Annotated in this window: 13 protein-coding genes and 1 pseudogene; 8 read left to right on the forward strand and 6 right to left on the reverse strand. The window is 62.8% G+C overall.

Going from position 1 to position 21,249, the window contains the following annotated elements:
- Nucleotides 1–1,346 precede the first annotated feature (1,346 nt).
- A complete protein-coding gene (locus EH209_RS19355) occupies nucleotides 1,347–2,690 on the forward strand; it encodes an SGNH/GDSL hydrolase family protein (RefSeq protein WP_126664455.1) in 1,344 nt (447 codons plus the stop codon).
- Between the two features lie 1,344 nt (nucleotides 2,691–4,034).
- Complete coding sequence (locus tag EH209_RS19360; RefSeq protein ID WP_126664456.1) at nucleotides 4,035–4,463, forward strand: universal stress protein; 429 nt, start codon at nucleotides 4,035–4,037, stop codon at nucleotides 4,461–4,463.
- A 366-nt stretch (nucleotides 4,464–4,829) separates the two neighbouring features.
- On the opposite strand, the gene EH209_RS19365 is transcribed toward EH209_RS19360, so the two are convergent.
- The gene (locus tag EH209_RS19365) at nucleotides 4,830–7,085 is read right to left on the reverse strand and encodes an AAA domain-containing protein (RefSeq protein ID WP_126664457.1); all 2,256 of its coding nucleotides are present in this window, start codon (nucleotides 7,083–7,085) and stop codon (nucleotides 4,830–4,832) included.
- A 226-nt stretch (nucleotides 7,086–7,311) separates the two neighbouring features.
- Here EH209_RS19365 and EH209_RS19370 point away from each other — a divergent pair, with 226 nt between their 5' ends.
- Complete coding sequence (locus tag EH209_RS19370; protein ID WP_126664612.1) at nucleotides 7,312–7,881, forward strand: plastocyanin/azurin family copper-binding protein; 570 nt, start codon at nucleotides 7,312–7,314, stop codon at nucleotides 7,879–7,881.
- 430 nt (nucleotides 7,882–8,311) lie between these two features.
- Here EH209_RS19370 and EH209_RS19375 read toward each other — a convergent pair whose 3' ends face one another.
- Nucleotides 8,312–9,811 carry an MATE family efflux transporter gene (locus tag EH209_RS19375; RefSeq protein WP_126664458.1) on the reverse strand — a complete coding sequence of 500 codons (1,500 nt, stop codon included), beginning with the start codon at nucleotides 9,809–9,811 and terminating at the stop codon, nucleotides 8,312–8,314.
- Between the two features lie 391 nt (nucleotides 9,812–10,202).
- Here EH209_RS19375 and EH209_RS25195 point away from each other — a divergent pair.
- Nucleotides 10,203–10,692: pseudogene (locus EH209_RS25195) on the forward strand (TetR family transcriptional regulator C-terminal domain-containing protein); the annotation flags it as partial.
- A 204-nt stretch (nucleotides 10,693–10,896) separates the two neighbouring features.
- On the opposite strand, the gene EH209_RS19385 reads toward EH209_RS25195, so the two are convergent.
- Nucleotides 10,897–11,361 carry a zinc ribbon domain-containing protein gene (locus tag EH209_RS19385; RefSeq protein WP_126664459.1) on the reverse strand — a complete coding sequence of 155 codons (465 nt, stop codon included), beginning with the start codon at nucleotides 11,359–11,361 and terminating at the stop codon, nucleotides 10,897–10,899.
- A 216-nt stretch (nucleotides 11,362–11,577) separates the two neighbouring features.
- Between EH209_RS19385 and EH209_RS19390 the strand changes: the two genes are divergently transcribed.
- A complete protein-coding gene (locus tag EH209_RS19390; RefSeq protein WP_204749676.1) occupies nucleotides 11,578–12,114 on the forward strand; it encodes a YqaA family protein in 537 nt (178 codons plus the stop codon).
- Nucleotides 12,115–12,217: 103 nt separating this feature from the next.
- Here EH209_RS19390 and EH209_RS19395 read toward each other — a convergent pair whose 3' ends face one another.
- A complete protein-coding gene (locus EH209_RS19395) occupies nucleotides 12,218–12,829 on the reverse strand; it encodes a TetR/AcrR family transcriptional regulator (RefSeq protein WP_126664460.1) in 612 nt (203 codons plus the stop codon).
- A gap of 358 nt (nucleotides 12,830–13,187) precedes the next feature.
- Between EH209_RS19395 and EH209_RS19400 the strand changes: the two genes are divergently transcribed.
- The 3 genes from EH209_RS19400 to hemG all read left to right on the forward strand — a co-directional run bounded on the left by EH209_RS19400 (nucleotide 13,188) and on the right by hemG (nucleotide 18,337).
- Nucleotides 13,188–15,878, forward strand: coding sequence for an efflux RND transporter permease subunit (locus EH209_RS19400; protein ID WP_126664461.1), 2,691 nt, complete (start codon nucleotides 13,188–13,190; stop codon nucleotides 15,876–15,878).
- A 117-nt stretch (nucleotides 15,879–15,995) separates the two neighbouring features.
- Nucleotides 15,996–17,057 (forward strand): ferrochelatase, encoded by a 1,062-nt coding sequence (hemH, locus tag EH209_RS19405; RefSeq protein ID WP_126664462.1) that lies wholly within the window; start codon nucleotides 15,996–15,998, stop codon nucleotides 17,055–17,057.
- 8 nt (nucleotides 17,058–17,065) lie between these two features.
- Nucleotides 17,066–18,337: a protoporphyrinogen oxidase gene (gene hemG / locus EH209_RS19410; RefSeq protein ID WP_126664463.1), complete on the forward strand. Its 1,272-nt coding sequence runs from the start codon at nucleotides 17,066–17,068 to the stop codon at nucleotides 18,335–18,337.
- A 51-nt stretch (nucleotides 18,338–18,388) separates the two neighbouring features.
- On the opposite strand, the gene hemE is transcribed toward hemG, so the two are convergent.
- Together hemE and EH209_RS19420 are read right to left on the reverse strand one after the other, a co-directional pair.
- On the reverse strand, nucleotides 18,389–19,402 hold the full coding sequence (gene hemE, locus EH209_RS19415) for a uroporphyrinogen decarboxylase (protein WP_126664464.1): 1,014 nt from the start codon (nucleotides 19,400–19,402) through the stop codon (nucleotides 18,389–18,391).
- Between the two features lie 1,244 nt (nucleotides 19,403–20,646).
- The gene (locus EH209_RS19420) at nucleotides 20,647–21,069 is read right to left on the reverse strand and encodes a universal stress protein (protein WP_126664465.1); all 423 of its coding nucleotides are present in this window, start codon (nucleotides 21,067–21,069) and stop codon (nucleotides 20,647–20,649) included.
- Nucleotides 21,070–21,249 lie beyond the last annotated feature (180 nt).

Genomic DNA, 21,249 nt, shown 5'->3' on the forward strand with positions numbered 1-21,249 from the left:
CAAGTGCTCGTCACAGCTGAGGACAGGGATCGTGAGTTGATCCAGGAGGAGAAACGATACCTCTTGCCATCCGCCAGACTGGACAGCAGACTGGCACGCATCACATCCGATAGCCGACAGCGACTGCTGGACATCAGGTGATGCCATTGTATATCCTCGGGCCGCCACACAGGTAAGTCCTCGTCTACGATGAGTTCAGCTTCTACCCTATACTCCGGTCTCGACACTATCCCGCAGTACTGCGAAATCAAGTCTCTGAGAATGTGTAACTCCGCAGTCGGGACACTCTTCCTACCAGAATCCTTCCGCGTGACTTCAGTGCTCACACTGCCTCGGATCTGCCTCCAACGACAGTAGCTCCCACCCCGGATCTGGCTCTGAGTACAGGGACGCTCCACTTCCGGATCTCAAATTACCCGAGAGAAAAAGCAAAGACGTACTCGTTACTCTCAAGATTCTCATTCGGATACTGGTACGTCGGACGGATGTCTTCGAGGAGTTCCTCGACACTGTCCCAGAGAATCGAGGAAGGAGTTTCGTGTTCGAATGAGATTCCCCAGCGGTCCTCCCCCTCAGCGACTTCGTACTGAATCGTCCGCAAACGGGTCAGTTGCTCCGAATTTCATGCTGTTGCCTCCATGAACTGGTCAGCGATACACGTCGTCAGCTCGTCGAACGTCTCGAGTGTCGGTTCCTCGTAGTCAAGGAGATTGCGGCCGAACTCGATAGGTTGTAATAGTCAGGTACTCCTCGAGCGCAGAGTAGTCGAATCTCAACAGTTCGTCGTCGATCGGGACGTTCGTGCTCAACCGACCTGCCACTCCTCGTAGTCGTCTTCGTTTCTGCCGTCGAGGACGACGAGATCCGCCGTATCGTCCACACCGATGAGTCGAGCGACTGCCGCCGGATCGAAATAGTACTGCTTACAAAATTCAGTGTATGGACAACCACGCTCACACTCGATCCGCTACGGGGCTACGTGCGATGTCCAGTGCTGGGAATAGTACGCTCCCTCGTAGCGAATATCCACTCCCATAGCTTGCGTCGCCGCCGGATTCGCCTCGTTCCGCTTTGATTCGAGTTTCGCGAGTGTCGTTTCCCGTTCCTCGAATCGCTCTCTTCGTCCGAGGCCGAAATCGGACCGCAGGGAGCGGTCTGCTGTGATGCTAGTCCGCGAACGCCGCAGACGCGTTCGACTGCTTTCTCAGCGCCGGTTCGTTCCCAGAAAGTGTCTCCTAACGGTGACGCCCTGGAACAGGTAGGTGTCATATTACTAAATATTGTTTGACTATATTTTTGTGTGGAATGCTAGCGCAAAATAGCGGCCGACAGTGTGGGTGCGAACAATGACCGGGTCGACCCGACGCGAGACGTTGAAGTCGCTCGGTGCCGTTTCGGGGCTGGTACTCGGCGGCACCGGCGCCGACGTTCTGACCGGTGATTCGCCGACGGATACCGAGAGACCACCGGGACGCTCCGGCACCGAGTTCGTGGGAACGTGGACGGCGAGCCCGATGGCGCCGAACGACGAGGGCCTCTCTCAGGAGGGCTTCGAGGACGAGACGCTTCGACTGATGGTTCGGACGAGCGTCGGTGGAAACGGCGTCCGTATCCGCCTGTCCAACACGTTCGGTGACGAACCGGTCACGTTCGAACGGGCGTCCGTCGGGATACGGGCCGAGTCCGGTAGCGCCACGATCGAACCCGGGACGCTCCGGCAACTGACGTTCGGCGGTGACGACGACGTGACGATCACGGCCGGTGGTCGCGTCTTGAGCGACCCGGTGGATCTGCACGTCGAACCGGAGCAGGATCTGGCGGTCAACCTCTACGCGGCGGCGCCAACGGGCCCGACGACCTTGCACCACCTCGAGACCAAGACGTCTTTCGTCGCGGAGAGCGGCGACCATACGGACGAAACCGGCGCAGACGCGTTCACGACGGAAATCTCCCAGTGGTTCTACCTCGACGGGGTCGAGGTAGTCTCACCGGAAACGAACGGCGCTATCGTCTGTCTGGGCGACTCGATCACCGATGGCTTCGAATCGACGTACGACGCCAACGCGACCTATCCCGACTTCCTCGCCGAGCGAATCAACGAGAGCGGGAGTCTACAGAAATCGGTGTTGAACGCCGGTATTGCCGCCAATCGCGTACTCAGCAAAGGCGCCGGCGAAAACGCTCTCGCCCGGTTCGACCGAGACGTCATCGCCCAGACGGGCGTGACCGACGTGCTCCTGTTGGAGGGGATCAACGATATCGGAGCCGGGACGGGTGCGGGCTCCGAAACTCTGACCGCCGAGGACCTAATCGACGGCTATCAGCAACTCATCCGCAGGGCTCACGCGAAGGGCCTGCGGATCATCGGCGGAACGCTGACGCCGATGAAAGATAATCCACACTACACGCCCGAGGGCGAGGAGATCCGCCAGACGGTCAACGAGTTTATCCGGACGAGCGACGCCTTCGACGGTGTCGTCGACTTCGACGAGGCCATCCGGGACCCCGACAATCCCGAGCGGATGCTTCCGAAGTACGATAGCGGCGACAACCTCCATCCGGGGGACGTGGGCTACGAGGCGATGGCCGAGGCGGTCGATCTCTCGCTGTTCCGGGGTCGCGGCCGAAATGGTGGAAAGGGGCACGGCAAGAACGAGGGTCGGGGAGGCAGTCCGGGCAAAGCGGACTGAGGCCACCGCGAATCGGCCCGGTGGTGATCCCGTCGGTATCGCTGACGCGGTCTCCGCTCTTACCGGCTCTCTGAACGTCGACTGCTTGTGGGTCACGGTGCGGTGTCTCGAGTCGGCAGTCACACGGCGAGCGACGGAACGCGGTGGGAGTCGCCGGCAGAAGCTGTCTGCTCGCTTCGCGGAACGAACCGAGTGGGCCGGTTATGTCGACGGAAGCGATAGTGGACGGATCGTCCGGTGAGATCACGAGAGGCGAAGCGATCGTACTGGCTTACTTGTCAGCCTCCACCCTTAACGGAGATCGGTTAAATGGTTCATCTGGCGGGACAGGAGTACTGTCGTTGCCGGCAGCTCTCGTCCGATCCGAGACATCTAGACCCGCCACTAATCGGGAGTATCCAACGTCAGAGGCCAATTCGGTTCACCCCTTCCCACCAATTGACACACCACCATCGACAGGGGGGATCCAACGCCGGGCCCAACCGGCGTTTCTCGCAGGACGCAGTAGTCGAAAGTCGCGAGCCGCGGGTAACGACAACGTCCCGAGACGGTCGTGATCGCCGCGACGACACTCTCTGTACGGCGCGCTGACGAGGGTCGCGGTCACTCCGAAACGGTCGACCGGCTTCGCAGAGCGAGTCTGGCAACAGGTCACCGCCCGATTCTCGAGCGGAATGTCGGCTCGAGAGGCGTTGAAAAACTGCTCGAGAGCGGACGACTGTTCCGAATTCGGCTGAAAGCAAAAGTCCCAGCGGGCCGGGGCAGGCCCACGGTGGCTGACGACAAGGTCGGGTGTGGAGATGGGATCGCTTTGTCGCGTGGGAGAGGTACGCGACAGTGGATGTGTTCGGCGCAAGGGTTATCAACCCAGCCACGATTCCAACAGACTCGGAATCGGCTCTTCACGCCCTGGCACTCGTGGCCTCGACGCGGCTACCGCTCCGTTGGAATCGGTGGCGAGCGATTTCTCCGAACGGGGCTGTTCGCCGAACGACGCTCGATCACGAGAGCGGCTCGGATAGGTCTCCATCTGGCACTCGTTGCGGTCAGTTATCTTTCGATACTTCGCTCTGCTCGGCTTTCGGACGGAATTCTCTCGCTAGTTCAGGATAGATCCGTGCAGTAGCACGCCACCTCTCTTGATCCTTCAAGCAATGACTCTACGAAGAATACTTATGATTCTATAGGTGAACGAAACGAATGGTTTTAAACTGACAATTTCTTCTACGATCTCGGTGGCCATCCGTCTCGACCGTATAACACTACCTCCGCGCTACTTTCTGTGAACCAGACCCTTCCAACCAAACCCAAATTTATTTGCCTTCCAACATCTAGTGGTCTCATATGACGATTGTTGCTTCAGTTGACGATGAGGAGAGATCGAACGCAGTAGTGAGGGAAGCAGCGACGCTAGCCGATCGCTTTGACGAACCGCTTCACGTCCTCTCCGTGTACGAAGAGTCGGAGCACGATCATCTCCTCAACGAGAAAATCGACATCGATCAAAAGCCGACGGATGAGGACAGAAAAGAAATCGCTCGAACGGTCGCTGAACGGGCTTCCGAGGGAATTTCGCGGGAGCACGAAGTAATCGGACGAACGGGAAATCCCGCCGAAGAAATCCTGGAGTATGCAACCGAAGTAGATTCCCGATATCTCGTTCTGGGCGGACGGAAACGATCGCCAGTTGGCAAGGCGCTATTCGGAAGCGTCACCCAATCGGTCCTTCTGGACGCGGACCGACCGGTGGTCGCGGTAATGGACAGCAATTGATCCGCTCTGCTGTTTGATCTCCGCAGATTGTCTGTTGCTCACCGGGAGGCGTTCGACGACTCGCAACCCCACTGAAATGCGAGTGTCGGTGTCGCCAGACCGGTGAACGTGTCGGCATCGTTTTCGGATCATCCGCCGTTCGGAGGCGGAACGTCCCACGTGACTGACAGACCGGAGCGCGTGCGATGAGTGGCAAGATTCCCCCGACGAGGACCGCCAGCAGCAGCGCGGTTCTCAAGCAGGTCGTCACGAAATCAGTTTCTGACGAACAGTTGTATTTGGAGTACCCCGAATGGGGAGAGCCAGTACTTCGAGTCCGAACGGCACTCGAGGAGGTGAGTCGGTGATCGAGGTCGAACAGTATCGTCACTCGGGAATCGGGATGAACTCCGGTTCGACCCGTCGCAACCGACCGGTGCTCTCGAGAAATGAGTGGAGGTCGTCGTAAAGGTCGGTGCCGTCCCCGGCACCGCCCTGCGAGTCTCGCAACGTGTACCAGTCGCCGACCAGCGCGCAGAACCGTTCGGCGCGGGTCACCGCCACGTTCAATCGCCGCGGACCGTCGAGCGGACGGTCGAGGAAGCCGACGTCGCCGTCGGCGTTGCTTCGGACCAGCGAAATCACGATCGCGACCTTCTCGCTGCCCTGGAAGGAGTCGATCGTGTCCACGGTCACCTCGCGGCCGCGCTCGAGTTGGGCGGCCAGCTTCGTCCGAACCGCATCGACTTGCGCCGTGTACGGCGTGATGACGCCGATCTCGGAGGCCTCGAGCCCGGCCTCGGTTCGGAGTTCGTCGACGACGTGCGCGACGAGTCGGGCCTCTGCGTCATTGCGCTTCGAGTGATCGATCGTCTCCTCGCTGCCGCCGACGTCGTAGCCGACGAGCGCCGGCCGGTCCGCGAGCGACGCGACGTCGCGGCCCTGCCGCAGCGCCCGGTCGTAGAAGCGCCGGTTCGAGAACCAGGCGATGTCGCGGTGCATGCGGTACTGCGTCCGCAGTTGAACGCCGACGCCCTCGTAGACACCGCCGTCGGCGTAGAGATGCTCGAACAGCGACATCCCGGCCGCCGATTCCGGCGGGTCTTCGGTCGCGCTGAACGGCGGCAGCTGCTTGTGGTCCCCCGCGAGGACGACCTTGTTCGCCCTCGATAGCGGGATACAGGAGGCGGTACACGTCGCCTGAGTCGCCTCGTCGAGGACGAGCACGTCGAACTCGCGATCGAGGGTGGCGGCACTGCTGTTCGTCGCGGCGACGACGTCGGCCCGACCGTCACAGGTCGCGTACCGCTCGCTGACCACGTCGTTCGACGAATTGCCGGCATTGACCCGCCGGAGGACAAACTCGTCGGCGCCGTGCTGTGCGTAGGCGTGGAGCGACCGTTCGTCGGCCGTTGCCGCCGTGCTCGAGCCGGCGACAAGGTTGTCGACCGCCTGGTTCGAGTCGGCGCAGACGAGGACGTCGTCGCCCGCCTGCACAGATCGCCTGACGACCTCGACGAGCGTTCGCGTCTTCCCGGTGCCCGGCGGTCCGTGGATGCAAAACAGGTGATCGGCGAGGAGGGCACACGAAACCGCGAGCTCCTGTTCCTGATTCAGTTCGACGTCCTGCTGGCTGCTCTTGACTCCGGCGGTGTCACCGAAGGTGACCGCCGTCTCCCCCGTCAGGAGCGCGCGGTGATCGTCGCGCTCGCGAACGCGTGCGATCGCCTCGAGTTCGCGGTCGTAGGGAACGGGGTTCAACAGCAGGGTCACCGCGTACCCGCGTCGCTTCTGTCGGAGGTAGCCGCCGACGGTCGACCGGTCCTCGATGGCGTGCCAGTCGACGGCCAGTCTCACGGTCCGCCCCTCGATCGAATCGACCGTCGCCGCGATCGGGAACGCGTCCGGCGCGCGCTCCGCGCTCGGCGGGACGAGCTGGACCTCGTTCCCCTCGAAGATGCCGAACTCGCGTTGGACGTACCGATACCGGTCCTGCGCCCGGTCGTCGCCGTCGTCATCGATTCTGAACCGATAGGTCCCGTCTTCGGGCTGGCCCAGCGACGAGAGCGAAGGGATGGCACCGAATCCCTGCTCGCGGAGTGCTTCGGGCGTCGACCTGGCCGCTTTCTCCCTGTTCGCGTCGCGCTGGGCGTCCATCTCCGCCCGGACGAACGACTCGAGTTCGTCGAAGAACGACGCCGCGTCGTCACCGGAGAGCGGGTGGCGCGGAGGCTCACGCTCGGCGATCGGCGAGTCGAAGTACGATGGGGGATCGTCGGGCGCGTAATCGGAGTGCCAGAAGCGCACCCGTTCGGCCAGCGTCGACTCGACGAATGCGTCCCGGTCGATCGACTCGTAGTCGTCGCCGTCGTCGTAGACGAAGATTTCGCCGTGGAGCGCGTGATCGGTGAAGGCGATATACTCGCCCGTCAGCGCAGCGCTGTCGGATTCGTGAAGCGGAACCGCGATCCAGTCGTCCTTCTCGTGATGATCGAGTCGGTCGTGGTAGCTCGCGTATTCGACGATGCCATCGATCGGGACGGGCTCGTCACGCGTCGCCTCGAGGTCGCCGTCCGTCGGCGAATAGAGCGTCGCAGTCGAGAGCTCGAAATCTCCGATCGCGTTCTCGAAGAGGAGGGACATATCGATCCGGTCGCAGCACTCGCTCCTAAATCTTCTCGTCGAATTGGTATGTGGGTCGAATTGAAACGGCCGTCGGCGATGCAGCGGTTGATATAGATCCCGGTAATACCGTCCACTGAGTGATAGATCGACTGATGAAGCCCATGCAATAGACGGGCGCGTGGCTATCGGTTCAGAGTTCAAAGCTGAGACGATGACACGAGATGAACGGTTCTCACGCCGCCGGATGCTCGAGTTGACCGGTGTCGCGGCATCGACAGCGTTCCTCGCAGGATGTGGCGGCGGTGGCGGTGGTAACGGCGGCAACGGCGGCGGTAACGGCGGTGGTAGTAGCGGTTTCGAAATCGATCCCGGAGCGACGATCGAGTTTAGCGGTCAGACGACCGAGTGGGAGGGCCTCGCCCCGTCGGCGATCGAGGGCGAATCGAATCCGACGCTGATCTTGCAGGGGGGCGAAGACTACACGATCGGTTGGACCGAGGGCGACGGTTCGGATCACAACATCGAGATTCGGAACGAAAATGACGAAGTCGTCGACGATCTTTCGACCGAAATCGTCAGCGAACCCGACGAGTCGCAGATGCTGGATATCACGGCAAGCAGTGAGATGGCCCAGTACGTTTGCCAGCCTCACTCGTCCCAGATGGTCGGCGATCTCCAGATCGAAGGTGGCGGTGGAAACGGCGGTAACGAAACCGGGGGCAACGAGACTGGTGGCAACGAAACCGGCGGTAACGAAACCGAGGGTAACGAGAGCGGCGGCAACGAGAGCGGCGGTAACGAAAGCAGCGAGTAATCAGTCGCTCTCGATCCGGAGCCGATTTATCGGCGGTACGACTATCGCGAGTCACAACCGTGTATAGCGGCCGTGTGACGAGGTTACAGTCTGAGAACGAACCCCTCGACCGCTGTGATAGGAAGTGCCGGGGTAAGTTATGATGGCACGAGCGGCGGCGGCTGTCTCGTGGAACCCCGGCAGAATTCGTAGCCCTCTATTTCCAATAGTGGTACCGCTTGCAATGGCACCCCGTTTCAACGACCGATTCGCGTATTCTGTGGGTGGCGCGGAGCTGGTCCGCTACGCGCGACACTCCGACCATCGTGCTATTTTGGTTCGGTTCGATTCCGGAAGCAGCGCGACAATCGACGTACCGATCGCGCTGCGTTCGAAGCGTCACGTCACCGATTTTGGTGGGTGACGCGAGCGCGTCCTCGAGTCGTCGGTCTCAGTCGTCGGACGACGCGGTATCCGTCCCGGGGGCGTCGGCGCCGATGTTCATCCCCGTGAGGTCCGTCGTCCGCCACGTCCCGCGCTTGAACCAGAGGTACGCGACGACCGCACCGATCGCGTTCGAGATCGGGAACGCGATCCAGAGTCCGACGGAGCCGATCGCCGACGACCCGAGCCAAGCGATGGGCAACCGGACGAGGCCGAGCGTCACGACCGAGACGACGGCGGCGATCATTGTTTTCCCGGCGCCGCGGAAGCCGCCGGTGTAGGCCCGCATGACGCCCATGAATCCGAACGTTAGGGCGGCGTACCGGAGGAACGTCGCGCTCTCGGCAACGACCGCTGGGTCGTTCGTGAAGACGGCCGCGATCGGCCGCGCGGCCACTAGCGTGACGAGTCCGACGCCGGACAGGATGACGAGCATGGCGCGCGCACCGAAGTGATTCGTCGCGGCGGCCCGATCCTGTTTCCCCGCGCCGATGTTCTGACCGGTCATCGTCTCGATTCCCTGTGAGACGGCCAGCGCCGGGAGGAACACGACCGAGAAGATCCGGGTTCCGATCCCGTAGGCGGCGCTGATCTCCGCCGGAAAGGCGGCCAGCACGAACAGCAGCAGGTTGATCGACAGCGAGCGGGCGGTCCCCTCGATCGACGCCGGGAGTCCGATATCGACGATCTTCCGGCCGAACGTGAGATCGGGCGCCATCTGCGTCAGCCGGATCTTCACGCCCCGGTCGCCGACGAACATGATCGCGAGGCCGACGGCGAACGCCAGCGCCCGCGAGAAGACAGTCGCGATCGCGGCGCCTTCGATCCCCGATCCGGCGTACCCCGTCAGTTCGAACAGTGATGCCTCGAGGCCGCCGGCTCCGAAGAGGCCGAACAGGGGATTGTTCTCGAAGCCGAAGATGAGGATCGGGTCGAGGACGACGTTGAGGGCGACCGAGCCGGCCATCACGTACATCGGGGTAATCGTATCCCCGTACCCGCGCATGAGCGCCATGAACACGGCGAAGCCGAACACGCCCGCGAGGCCGATCGAGTAGACCCGCATGTAGTCGGCGACCAGCGGCGAGATCTCGGGACCGGTCCCGAGGAGCACGAGGAACTCGTCGACGAAGGCGTAACCGACGACGCCGAGGACGAGCGACGCGACGACGGCGTAGGCCATCGTCTGCGAGGCGGCGTACTCGGCTTTGCGCTCGTTGCCGGCGCCGACGTGTTGGGCGACCAGCACGCTGCCGGCGACGGAGAGGCCGAGCGCCAGCGAGATCATCAGGAAGACCATCGGGAACGCGAAACTGATCGCCGACAGCGACGCCGTGCTGTGGCGGCCGAGCCAGAAGGTGTCCGCGAGGTTGTACGTGACCTGAAACAGGTTCTGGATGATGATCGGCAGGGAGAGGTAGAACAGCGGCTTGCCGATCCCGCCCGACGTGAGATCGAACTCGTCGGAGTCCTTGAACAGCGAGTCGACGAACCGGCGCACCCCCATCAGTTAGTCACCACAGGTGACTTGACGGCGCTTTCTCGGCGACGGAAATCGGCGGTGTCGCGTCCGCGGGGAGGGCGACATCTCACCGGAACCAATCCGATTATTGCAGTAGCGTTCATATCGTTCAGTACAGAGGTTACTGACTGGTCAGTCAAAAACGTTCGGGAACGGGATCGATTTGGGTCGTTCGCTCAGACGCTGCCATTCCCCGTGGAGGAATCTTGTAGCCGCGCCATCGAACAGCGATCGACTAACGTCGGGTCAAAATCGACATCCGTGGACTCCTCGAGAGCGGGGTAATGGCCGATTCGACGACTAAAACGGTCCCCGATCCGGACGCGACGATCTCCCGCGCGCTTTGCGAACCAGGGACGCTGGTCTCACGATGTAACGGATTGCCGATGAGTACAGGAATCGATCGCCGGATCCACTCCCACTACGACACCGAGGAAGACCTGCTCGCGGCGTTCTTGGACTACGTCCTCGATCGATTCACGGATCTGGTCCACGAAATCGAAATGACGGCTTCCGAACAGCGCCTCGAGTCGCTGCTCGACAAACTGTTTGTCGAGCGCCATGACCAGCAGGAGTTGCTCGTCACGGTCCTGGAGGGCGGAGTCAGGCGCCGTACAAGAAGCGATTTAGCGACCGGTTCCGACAGAACGACGAGTACGTTCGGTACCTGCTTCGCACGGTGATCGATAAGGGCATCGAGGAGGGCGTGTTCGCCGACGTCGACTCCGATCACGTCTCGCGGGCGCTCATGACGTTCGTCGACGGCGCCCGGACTCGAGCGGTCGCTCACGACGGCGAGAGGAACTGCCGACGAGTACGTACAGGCGGTACTGCTGTCTTCTCCCTCGGACCGAGCGGTTCGCTAAGTGTACTCGCGCGCTTATCACCTGAAAGAGCGTTACGGAAGATATGTGCTCTAAACCGGATTAGTAACCACGTCTAACCTAAGTCTCTTAGATGTTTTTCTAAGATATTTATCGTAGATATAGGGTCGAGCATGTAGGCTCGAAGGGAAACGTCTCGTTTAACAGAACTGAAAATATCGAGGCACAACGGCGAGCGCCTCCTCCCTATCGATCGGCCGACTCCTCGAGTTCGTCGCCGTCGACGTCGACCGTTTTCGTACACCAGTGACAGAACTCGAGTTCCGGATCGAGTTCGTTGCCGCAGTGGGGGCAGTCGATCGCGCCTTCGTCGGCCGTCGCTGCGCTGACTGCGTCCGCGTCCGCGTCGTCCGTCGTCGCCAGGCGAGCAGCCGCGTTCTGGACGTGGGCAAGCAGATACGCGTCGACGACGCTGAGCCCCGCGACGAAGATCATTGGCGCCATCGCCAGTATCGTCTCAGCGTTCATAGTCCCGGCCATCAGTTTCTCGACTGCCGCGGGATCGACGAACAGAGCGGACACGAGGAACGACGCAGCGAGCCACCCGAGCGCGCGGCGCCACCGGCGAAGGTACAGGTGGCCGAACCCGGTGAGAATCGCCGCGAGCAGCGCTGCGAGCCACGGGCGTTTCCGCGATATCGATCGAACCATGTGTTGACTAACCGTTCAGTAAGTAAAAAGTCTTCGTGACCGCTCCTCCTTGTCGTGGAGTCGACGCACGACGGGCGCGGGACGTTGCTCTCGAGCACTCCGTCCCGACGAATCGCGGAGCGTACGGCTCGGTACCGGCCGAACGAACACTCCAACGCGATATACACGCAAACCGAACGCTTACCCGACCGGACGCCGATGTTCCGACTGTCGTTCATGCTTGAAACCGTGATCGCCGCTGTCGGCGGCGGACTCGAGGCCGTCGTCGAGACGGCGACGGGCTGGCCCGGAATGGCCGTTATCTTCGCGTACTCGTTTCTGATCGCGTTCGTCCTCCCTGGCCCGAGTGAGATCGTGCTGATCGCGCCGCTCGATCTCGGGCTGCCCTCGTGGGCGCAACTCTCGAGCGTCATGCTCGTGAGCGCGATCGGCAAAGCCGTCGGCAGCGTGTTGGCGTTTCATATCGGCCAAGAGGTCAAACAGGCCGGTCCGGTAACCCGCTGGCTGCGCCAGTCGCGATGGGACGTGCTGCAGTGGTCCGAAAAGCGCTCGGTCCAGCTCGCACAGCAATACGGGTACGGCGGCATGGCGATCGCCCTGTCCGTCCCGTTCTTTCCCGACACGATCTCGATCTACGCGTTCGCCGTCCTCGAAACGGACTACGTGCGGTTCGCCGCCGCGACGTTTCTCGGGAGTCTCGGGCGGCTTCTCGTCACGGCCGGCGTCTTCGGCGGACTCGTGACGGTGTTTTGAACCCGATCGAATCTGCCGAACTCGCGTAATCGCGACCGGCGCGTTGTCGTTCGGACACACCGAGACGATTCGACCCGTGCGGTGGCCGGTTAGCGCCGCCGGCTCACGCTTCGACGAGGAGATACTCCCGAACGTAGCGCTCGAAGGCGGCGCGGCTGTCCTCGAGGACCTCCTCGTCGTTGTTGGTGACGCGAAGCACCATCGTTCCGAGGAAGACGTTCTGGAAGAGCGCCGCCGTTTGCTGGGGGTCGACCTCCTGGAACACGCCCTGTTCGATTCCCGACCGGATCGTATGTGCGATGTGTTTTCGAATGAAGCGATCGCTTCGGGAGAAATACTCCCGGTAATCGTCGTCGTGGGCCGCCTGCGATCGAAGTTCGACGACCGCCTGCGTGAACTCGGTCGACGTCGCGGCGTCGCCGAAGCCGAACGTTTGGTCAACGATTTCCTCGATGTGATCGTCCACGCCCCCGTCCTGGTACGCGGGGATCTGGCCCTCGATCTCGTCCAGCATGAACTCGAGGAAATCGAGGAGGAGTTCGTCCTTGCTGTCGTAGTGGTGGTACAGTAGCGACTTGCTCTTCGAGAACTCGTCGCCGATCCGCTGGATCGTGAGATCACTGTATCCGTGTTTACAGAGTGCGGCGTACGTCGCGCTCATGATAGCGCCGCGAGTACCACCCGGATTCTCGAGGAATTGCGGAAGCTCCGTCATCGTCCTCGCGTCCCGTCCTTCCCGTGCGTTTCGACGGCGGTCCGACGTCGGTTCCAGGTCGATTCCGTAGTTCCCACCATGCTGACTGCCGGATACGACTACCAGCTATAAAAATCGATTGAACGGTCAGTCCAGACGGATCGGAACGGATTTCTCTCAGGCCCTCCTACCGGGACGAAACAGCCGAAGAGAAAAAGCATATAAGCGTTGATTGAATATTCAGTCAACACATGACAGCGAAACCGAAACGAATGGCCGGGATCACGACCGCTACCGGTCGGATTCGGGGTCGCTCCTCGCTCAGTAGCGAGTCGAGCGCACCGAACGAGGACGGGATACGAGGAGGTCTATCCGCCACATGAGTTGGATCGATGCGATCTCCGACGTGGTCGCGGACTACAGTCGGCCCGTGATCGCCGTCATGCTCGTGCTCACGCTCGTCGTGGGTGCGGGCGCCGGAATGGTCGAGCAGTCCTCCGACCTCGATGCGTTCCAGAGCGACAGCGAGGAAGCGCAGAAGATGGAGTACATCGAGGAGAACTTCTCGGCGGGCCAGGAGAACACGTCGGCCGCGCAAGTGATCGTCAGGGGTGAGAACGTCCTCACGCAGGAGGCGATGGTCGAGAATCTCCAGTTACAACAGTCGTTCCGCGAGAACGAGACGATCAACCGGACGCTCGCCGACGAACGGCCGACGGTCGGCGTGGCGAACCTCGTCGCACTCGCGTCGTTGTCCGAGGGTCAGCAGGCGACACAAGCGGACGAGTCCGGTCAGCAACGGGTCGCACAGGAGGACAACGCCAGCCAGCAACAGGGTGCACAGGCGAGTGCCGCGTCGCCGACGCTGCAACAGCAGATCGACGCCCTCGAGTCGATGAACGAGGCGGAGTACGAACGGGCGCTCGGCGCCGTACTGAGCGAAGAGTCGTCGGGCGAGATGAGCGGACTGGCGTTCATGCCGACGAGCTACGAGCCCGGCTCCTCGAGCGCGAACGCGACGATGCTGATGGTCACCCATCAGACCGACGGCGGTGGTGGCCAAGAAGGGACGGCATCCGATGCGGTCACTGACGCGCAACTGGCCATGCAGTCCATCGCGAACGAGGACGTCGAGGACGGCAGTTCCGAGGTTATCGTCTTCGGCAGCGGGATCATGGGAGAGGAGATCGAGAACTCGATGGGCGACAGCATCGCGATCGTCGGTCCCCTCGCGCTGCTGTTCGTCGTCGTCGCCTTGCTGGTCGCGTACCGCGATCTGCTCGATATCTTCCTCGGTCTGGTCGGTATCGGCGCCGTCCTCCTCTGGACGTTCGGGTTCATGGGTTGGGCGGGGATCGACTTCAACCAGATGTTCATTGCGGTGCCCGTCTTACTGATCGGGCTCTCGATCGACTACGCGATCCACATCTTCATGCGTCACCGCGAGCAGCGTCAGGCTGGCGGTGCGTACGGCGCGGACGACACCCGCGGCTCGATGCGGGTGACCCTGGCCGGCGTCGGCGTGGCGCTCGTGTTAGTGACCGCGACGACGGCTATCGGCTTCCTCTCGAACCTGACGAGTCCGGTGCCACCGATAAAGGACTTCGGTATCGTGAGTGCGGTCGGGATTACGGTCGCCCTGCTCGTCTTCGGCATTCTGGTTCCGGCGCTCAAAATCGAACTCGACGAGTTCCTCGAGTCGCACGGCGTGGATCGGAAAAAGCGCGCGTTCGGGACGGGCGGCGGCCGATTCAGCCAGCTCCTGTCCGTCGGATCGACGGCGGCGCGACGGATGCCGCTCGTCATCATCCTCGTTGCAGTTCTCGTGAGCGCCGGCGGCGCGTACGGCGCGGCGCAGGTCGACACCAGCTTCAACCAGGAGGACTTCATCGCGGAGGATCCGCCGGAGTGGACGGACAACCTTCCCGGTCCGATGGAGCCGGGCGACTACTCGATGAAGGAGAACCTTGAGTTCGTCAATCAGAACTTCGCCCGGGAGGACTCCCAGGCGCAAGTCCTCGTCGAGGGGAACGTAACCGATCCAGAGACGTTACAGCGGCTCGAGGCAGCTGAGAGCGAGGCCGCCGAGAGCGACGTCGCAATCACGCTCTCGAGCGGCGAGGCCGATGTCCAGAGTCCCCTCGGAACGATGCAACAGGTCGCCGCCGAGAACGAATCGTTCAACGCGACGTTCGCCGCGGCCGACACCGACGGCGACGGCGTGCCCGATCAGAACGTCGAGCAGGTGTACGATGAACTGTTCGCCACCGCGCCCGACGAGGCGGGTAGCGTCATCCATCGGACCGACGAAGGGGACTACGAGGCCGTTCGGATGGTCGTCTCGACGAGCGGCGCCGCGTCCATGAGCGACGTCACGGACGAGATGCGAGCGATCGCGGACGACCTCGACGGGAACGGACTCGAGGCCACCGCGACCGGACAGACGATCACGTTCGACATTGTCCAAGACCAGCTGATGGACACGGTCATCGAGAGCCTGCTGATCACGCTCGTGGCCGTCTTCGCCTTCCTGATGGTCGCCTACCGGATCACGAAGGGCAGCGCGACCCTCGGGGCGGTGACGCTCCTCCCGGTTGTGTTCAGCGTTTCGTGGATTCTCGGGACGATGTACTTGCTCGAGATTCCGTTCAACGTCATGACGGGGATGATCACGAGCCTCACCGTCGGCCTCGGGGTCGCCTACAGCATCCACGTCAGCGAGCGCTACAGTCTGGAACTGGAGCGCACCGGCTCGGTCTGGGAGGCGATGTCCCGGACGGTCACCGGCACGGGCGGCGCGCTGTTGGGCAGCGCGGCGACGACCGTCGGCGGGTTCGGCGTCCTCGCCTTCGCCATCCTCCCGCCGCTCCAGCAGTTCGGAATTATCACCGGACTGACGATCACGTACGCGTTCCTCGCCAGCGTGATCGTCCTCCCGTCGCTGCTGGTGCTGTGGACGCGGTATCTCGGCCCCGATGTTTCCTTCGGCTCGCCGAGTAGTTCGCCCGCGCCCACGGCTAGCGACGGCGGGCGACCGGCCGACCAGTCGGAGGGAAGAACCGACGACTAATCCGGCGGGTTCCCCTCCCTCTCCCCGTCGCGGTAGCAGGGACGGTATCCGCGGGAGAACTTCGCGCGTGCGACGCGTATCGACATCTTTGAACCGCTCGAGTACCTGGATCCGACTATGAGCACCGGTATCGCTGTTCTCAACTTCGGCGAACCGTCGGAACCGGACCGAGACGCCGCTGTCGACTACCTCGAGCGGATCTTCCTCGCGAACATGGAAATCGAGGGCGAGACGACGCCCGAGGCAGCGCGCGAACGAGCGCGCTCGCTGGCGGAGCGTCGCGTCCCCGCGTTGATCGAGGAGTACGAAGCGATCGGCGGGTCGCCGCTGAACGCGCACGCCGAGACGCAGGCAGAGCGACTCGAGTCCGAACTCGTCGCTCGCGGCCACGACGTGACGACCTACAATGGGTTCCAGTTCACCGAGCCGTTCGTCGAGGACGCGGCGACCGCCGCGGCCGAAGACGAGGTGTCGAACCTCATTGGATTGCCTCTCTACCCGCTCTGCGGGCCGTCGACGACGGTACAGGCCCTCGAGGACCTCTCGGCCGCCGTCGACGATCTCGACTGGTCGCCGGAGTACCACGAGATCACCGGCTGGCACACGCACTCGGCGTATCTGCGGCTGCGTGCCGACGCGATTCGTGACACGCTCGAGCAAAACGGCCTCGAGTTGGGGACGGACACGCGACTCGTCTTCTCGGCCCACGGCACGCCGCAGTACTACCTCGAGGAGGGGAGCCGATACGCGCAGTACGTCGACGAGTACGCGGAGATCGTCAACCGAATGCTCGGCGACCCCGGCTACGAACTCGGCTACCAGAACCACGAGAATCGCGATGTCGAGTGGACGGAGCCCGACGTCGAGTCCGTCGTCGAAACCCTCGACGCCGAGCGCGTCGTCGTCGACCCAGTCAGCTTCATGCACGAGCAAAGCGAGACGCTCTCCGAACTCGACCTCGAACTCCGCGAGGAAGCCGAGGTACAGGGGCTCGGGTTCTTCCGCGTCCCGGTTCCCTACGACGACGACCGCTTCATCGAGCTCCTGGCCGACCTCGTCGAGCCGTTCGTCGCCGACTTCGATCCGGGGTACTACGGCTTCCAGTCGTGTACGTGCCGGGATAGCCCGAACGCGATGTGTCTCAACGCCCGCCGGAACGAACCGGCGCAAAACGAGTGAGATCCGGGATGCGTATCGGAATCGTCGGAGCGGGGATGACCGGGCTCGCGCTCACGCACACGCTCGCCGAGCGCGGCGTCGACAGCGTCACCTACGAAGCCACCGGCGAACCCGGCGGCGTCATCGACTCCCGCGTCGTCGACGGACGCGTCATCGAGGTCGGCCCACAGCGCTTGCGACTCAGCGACCCGGTCGCGGAGTTAGTCGATTCGGTCGGCTTACGACGGGAACTCGTCGCAGCCAACGACTCGCTCCCGTTGTACGTCTACAGCCGCGGGGCGCTTCGGCGCGTTCCGCGGTCGGCGACCGCGTTCGTCAAGACTGACCTCCTCTCGCCGACGGCGAAGCTTCGCGTACTCGCAGAGCCGTTGACCGGGGATGCGAAGCCTGACGAGTCCATCGCCGAGGTATTCACGCGTAAGTTCGGACGGGAGGCCTACGAAAACCTCGCCGGGCCGATCGTCGGCGGCACGTTCGGCTCCGACCCGGCCGAGATGCCTGCGCGACACGCGCTCGAGTCGCTGTTCAAACTCGAGCAGCGACACGGAAACCTGCTCGTGCCCGCCGCCAAACGGCTCCTCGGCTCAAGCGAGTCGCCCCCGCCGGTCTCGTTCGAGCGCGGATTGCAACGGCTCCCACGGGCGCTCGCGGACGCACACGACGACCGGGTCCGGTTCGAAACGCCGATCCGATCGATCCGTGAGTCGGGAGACGAGGTCGTCGTCACGGGAGTCGATGGCGACGTCGAGCGATTCGATCACGTCGTCGTGACGACGCCGGCGAGCGAAACGGCCGACCTACTTCGGGAGAGCGTCCCGAAGGCGGCGGCTCTCGAGGAACTCACCTATAACCCGCTCGCGCTCGTGCATCTCGTCTCCGACGCCAACGCGACCGGATTCGGCTACCAGGTTCGACGCGGCGAATCGCTTCGGACCCTCGGCGTCTCCTGGAACGCGAGCCTGTTCGACCGTGACGGCGTCTACACGGCCTTCCTCGGCGGGATGAACGACGCCGAGCTCTGTGATCGGGCGGACGAAGAGATCGGCCGGATCGCGACGCGAGAGTTCGAGCGCGTCCTCGGCGCCGAGGCCGACGCGTTGCACGTCGAGACGCTTCCCGCGGCGTTTCCGGCCTACGATTCGTCGTGGAGCGCGCTCGAGCGTGTCGATCTCCCCGAGCGGATCCACCTCGCGACGAACTACACGTCACGAATGGGGATCCCCTCGCGCGTCCGGGAGGCGAACGGTCTCGCGGAGACGTTCGCGGACGAAGCCAGCTAGGGCTGCCCAAACTCGGGTGGTCTCACCGTTTCCGATCGGGAACGGACCGAGCTACTCCCACTCCCAGTTTTTCGCGGTTTCGACGAACGCCGCAACCGACTCGATCGGCGTCTCCTTGCCGACGCCGTGCCCGAGGTTGCAGATGTACCCGCGGGGACCGGCGGCCTCGATCATCTGCACGGTTCGGTCCCGAACCGTTTCGGGATCGGCAAACAGCAGTGTCGGATCGAGGTTACCCTGCACCGGCGTCGCCCCGAGTTCCTCGCGCGCACGCTCCAGGTCGACGGTCCAGTCCAGCGAGACGGCGTCGGCGCCGCCGGTTCGCAACTGCTCGAGCCGGCCGCCCATCCCGCGAACGAACAGGATCGTCGGCGCGTCGACCGCCGACAGAATCCGCCGGTGCAGCGGACGCACGTACTCCTCGTAGTCCGCCGGCGGGAGGACGCTCGCGTAGGTGTCGAACAGCTGGACAACGTCCGCGCCGTGGTCGACCTGCAGTCGGAGGTACTCTGCGACGACGTCCGCGAACCGCTCGAGCAGGTCCTCGAACGCGGCCGGCTGTTCGGCGCGGAACCGACGGATCGCTCCGTTCTGACGGTCGGCGCCGCCGGCGACGGCGTACGACGCGAGCGTGAACGGCCCGCCGGCAAAGCCGATGACGGCGTCCGTCTCGGCGACCGACGCGGACAGCCGATCGAGCAGGTCGTAGACGAAGTCGAGTTCGGTCTCGACGTCGCGGTGGTCCTTCGGAACGTCGGCGGGTCCCTCGACCGGGTTCGGGACGACCGGACCGACGCCGGATTCGATGCGGTAGTCGAACCCGAGGGGCTCGAGACACGTGAGGATATCCGAGAACATCACGACGCCGTCGACGTCATACCGCTCGTAGGGCTGGAGCGTGATCGTTTCCGCAATCTCCGGCGTTTCGATGGCCTCGCGAAACGAGTGCTCGTTTCGGAGCTCCCGGTACTCCGGGAGGTGGCGTCCGGCCTGGCGCATCATCCAAACCGGCGGCCGTTCGGTGCGTTCGCCCCGCGCCGCTCGAACGAGAAGTGGTGTGGTCATACTCGGACCTTGCTCACCGGGTAAAGAGTAGTTTCGGTTGCCGTCCGCTCGAATCGACTCGGATACTCGCCGCCGTGGTGCTCGCGGCGTGTTCGCCGGCCGCTGCTGCAGTCGCTGCACTCGTGGGTCGACTGTTGGAATACTGGTTCTCATTCCGGGATCGGTCGAACATACCGTTCGTGGGAATGCCAATCGACCACATCCGCTGGACGGCGGTCGGCTCCTCGAAGAGTCCCGCCAATTTCTCTACACCGTACCGTAGCGGTTAGAACAGTATCTACCACAATCCATATATATTCTTCTGTCTTGATCGCTAACCCTTGACACCCATTATATGTCGGTGGTATTCTCGAATTATTACATACATACAACCGTAAAATTCTCCGGGAAAACGTCCCGTTTCGGTGGTGGCAGTGATTCTACCTGTGTGGGAAATTATACGGGTAGAATAACACCCGCTGCGAGACCGATAAGCAATCAGACGACGGTCGGTCTTTCCACCGGACGGGCAACCGGTCCGGGGTCTCGGAATTGACGCGAACAATCCGGTCGTCCCCAGGAATTTCGAGCTATTGACACGAAGATGGAGAGGGAGAGAGATCATCCATCATCCCGTTCGAGGGATCAGAACTCACAGAGGTCGCCCGACCCTCGAGTCGATTTCTACGATTCGAGAGGGTAGCAAGCAGCAATAACTCCCGTCGTGTTACGACGGCGTGTCGTTCAGTCGATTGGGTCCCTCGTACGCCTCAGTTTCCGGGTTGCTCGAGCGGGTAACGGTTCGTTTCGGTGCTGGAACATCGCGGTCGCAATTTCGGAACACTCCTCTCTCCGTCGCCGTCTATTCGACACTAATCGACGGAACAGTCGTCGGAAATCAGCACTAACGTTAGCTTATCCTGTCGTAAGCCGCGGACGAAACCGACGCCGAGACTACGGACTGCAAATGCGAGCCACGCGATATGTAAGGGACGGCTATCAGCCGCTAACCGTTCTCGTTCCATCGATGGCGTACCGCCGACCACGATCGCCTCGTCGCGACCGCACCGAGGCGACCGCCCGTCGAAATCGTTTGGGCCTCCGCGGGGCGGCGAGCACGCCCGCGATCAGGTCACAGCGATGGTATCGGCCCATCCCGGCGCGGCCGTCGTACTCGATCACGTTCCTCGTTCTCGAGCGCGGGTGAGTGGCGGCGGTGGATCTCGAAAACTCGAATCGAGGGTCGTGGCCTCCCGGGAGGGCGATCATCGAACGACCGTCACCGGCATCGAGGCTCGCCGGACGACCTGCTCCGCGACGCTGCCCAGCAGCACGCGCGAAACGCCCGAGCGACCGTGGCTGCCGATGACGATCTGATCGACGTCGTTTTCCTCCGCGAACTCGACGATGTCGCGAATCGGTTCTCCGACGACGGTTTCGGTCGTCAGCGAGGCCTCGCGGCCGTGCTCGTCGGCGATCTCTCGGGCCGTCTCGAACAACGTTTCGGCTCGCTCTTCCTCAAGTTCGACGAGTCGTTCGAAGTGGAGGTGGGTGTCTGTCCGATAGGTCGACATCGAGGGGTTGACGACGTGTAACGCCGTGATATCCGCGTCCGGAAACGTCGTCACGGCGTGTTCGATCGCCGCTCGCGCCGGTTCGGAACCGTCGATCGGGACGAGGACGTGCATGGGAGACCTTCGACGACCAGCGACATATACGCCGGGTGAATTCTCGTTATACGGGACTGCGGGCGAGGGTCTCGGATCCGAGCGGAGCGCTCGAGCGACGACTCGGTCGATGGCCGGACACTGCGCTGCCGGTTGACGAACGCGCCGACGCGACCCCGTCAACCACCTTCTTCGAGATTG

It is taken from the genome of Haloterrigena salifodinae (assembly GCF_003977755.1).
GTDB classification, from domain to species: Archaea; Halobacteriota; Halobacteria; order Halobacteriales; family Natrialbaceae; genus Haloterrigena; species Haloterrigena salifodinae.

What these genes read in the sequence shown, in the direction of transcription:
- EH209_RS19420 (WP_126664465.1), bottom strand. Translation starts at nt 21,069, where the DNA reads ATGCACGTCCTCGTCCCGATCGACGGTTCCGAACCGGCGCGAGCGGCG.
- hemH (WP_126664462.1), top strand. Translation starts at nt 15,996, where the DNA reads ATGAGCACCGGTATCGCTGTTCTCAACTTCGGCGAACCGTCGGAACCG.
- hemG (WP_126664463.1), top strand. Translation starts at nt 17,066, where the DNA reads ATGCGTATCGGAATCGTCGGAGCGGGGATGACCGGGCTCGCGCTCACG.
- EH209_RS19355 (WP_126664455.1), top strand. Translation starts at nt 1,347, where the DNA reads ATGACCGGGTCGACCCGACGCGAGACGTTGAAGTCGCTCGGTGCCGTT.
- EH209_RS19390 (WP_204749676.1), top strand. Translation starts at nt 11,578, where the DNA reads ATGCTTGAAACCGTGATCGCCGCTGTCGGCGGCGGACTCGAGGCCGTC.
- hemE (WP_126664464.1), bottom strand. Translation starts at nt 19,402, where the DNA reads ATGACCACACCACTTCTCGTTCGAGCGGCGCGGGGCGAACGCACCGAA.
- EH209_RS19400 (WP_126664461.1), top strand. Translation starts at nt 13,188, where the DNA reads ATGAGTTGGATCGATGCGATCTCCGACGTGGTCGCGGACTACAGTCGG.
- EH209_RS19365 (WP_126664457.1), bottom strand. Translation starts at nt 7,085, where the DNA reads ATGTCCCTCCTCTTCGAGAACGCGATCGGAGATTTCGAGCTCTCGACT.
- EH209_RS19395 (WP_126664460.1), bottom strand. Translation starts at nt 12,829, where the DNA reads ATGACGGAGCTTCCGCAATTCCTCGAGAATCCGGGTGGTACTCGCGGC.
- EH209_RS19375 (WP_126664458.1), bottom strand. Translation starts at nt 9,811, where the DNA reads ATGGGGGTGCGCCGGTTCGTCGACTCGCTGTTCAAGGACTCCGACGAG.
- EH209_RS19385 (WP_126664459.1), bottom strand. Translation starts at nt 11,361, where the DNA reads ATGGTTCGATCGATATCGCGGAAACGCCCGTGGCTCGCAGCGCTGCTC.
- EH209_RS19360 (WP_126664456.1), top strand. Translation starts at nt 4,035, where the DNA reads ATGACGATTGTTGCTTCAGTTGACGATGAGGAGAGATCGAACGCAGTA.
- EH209_RS19370 (WP_126664612.1), top strand. Translation starts at nt 7,312, where the DNA reads ATGCTCGAGTTGACCGGTGTCGCGGCATCGACAGCGTTCCTCGCAGGA.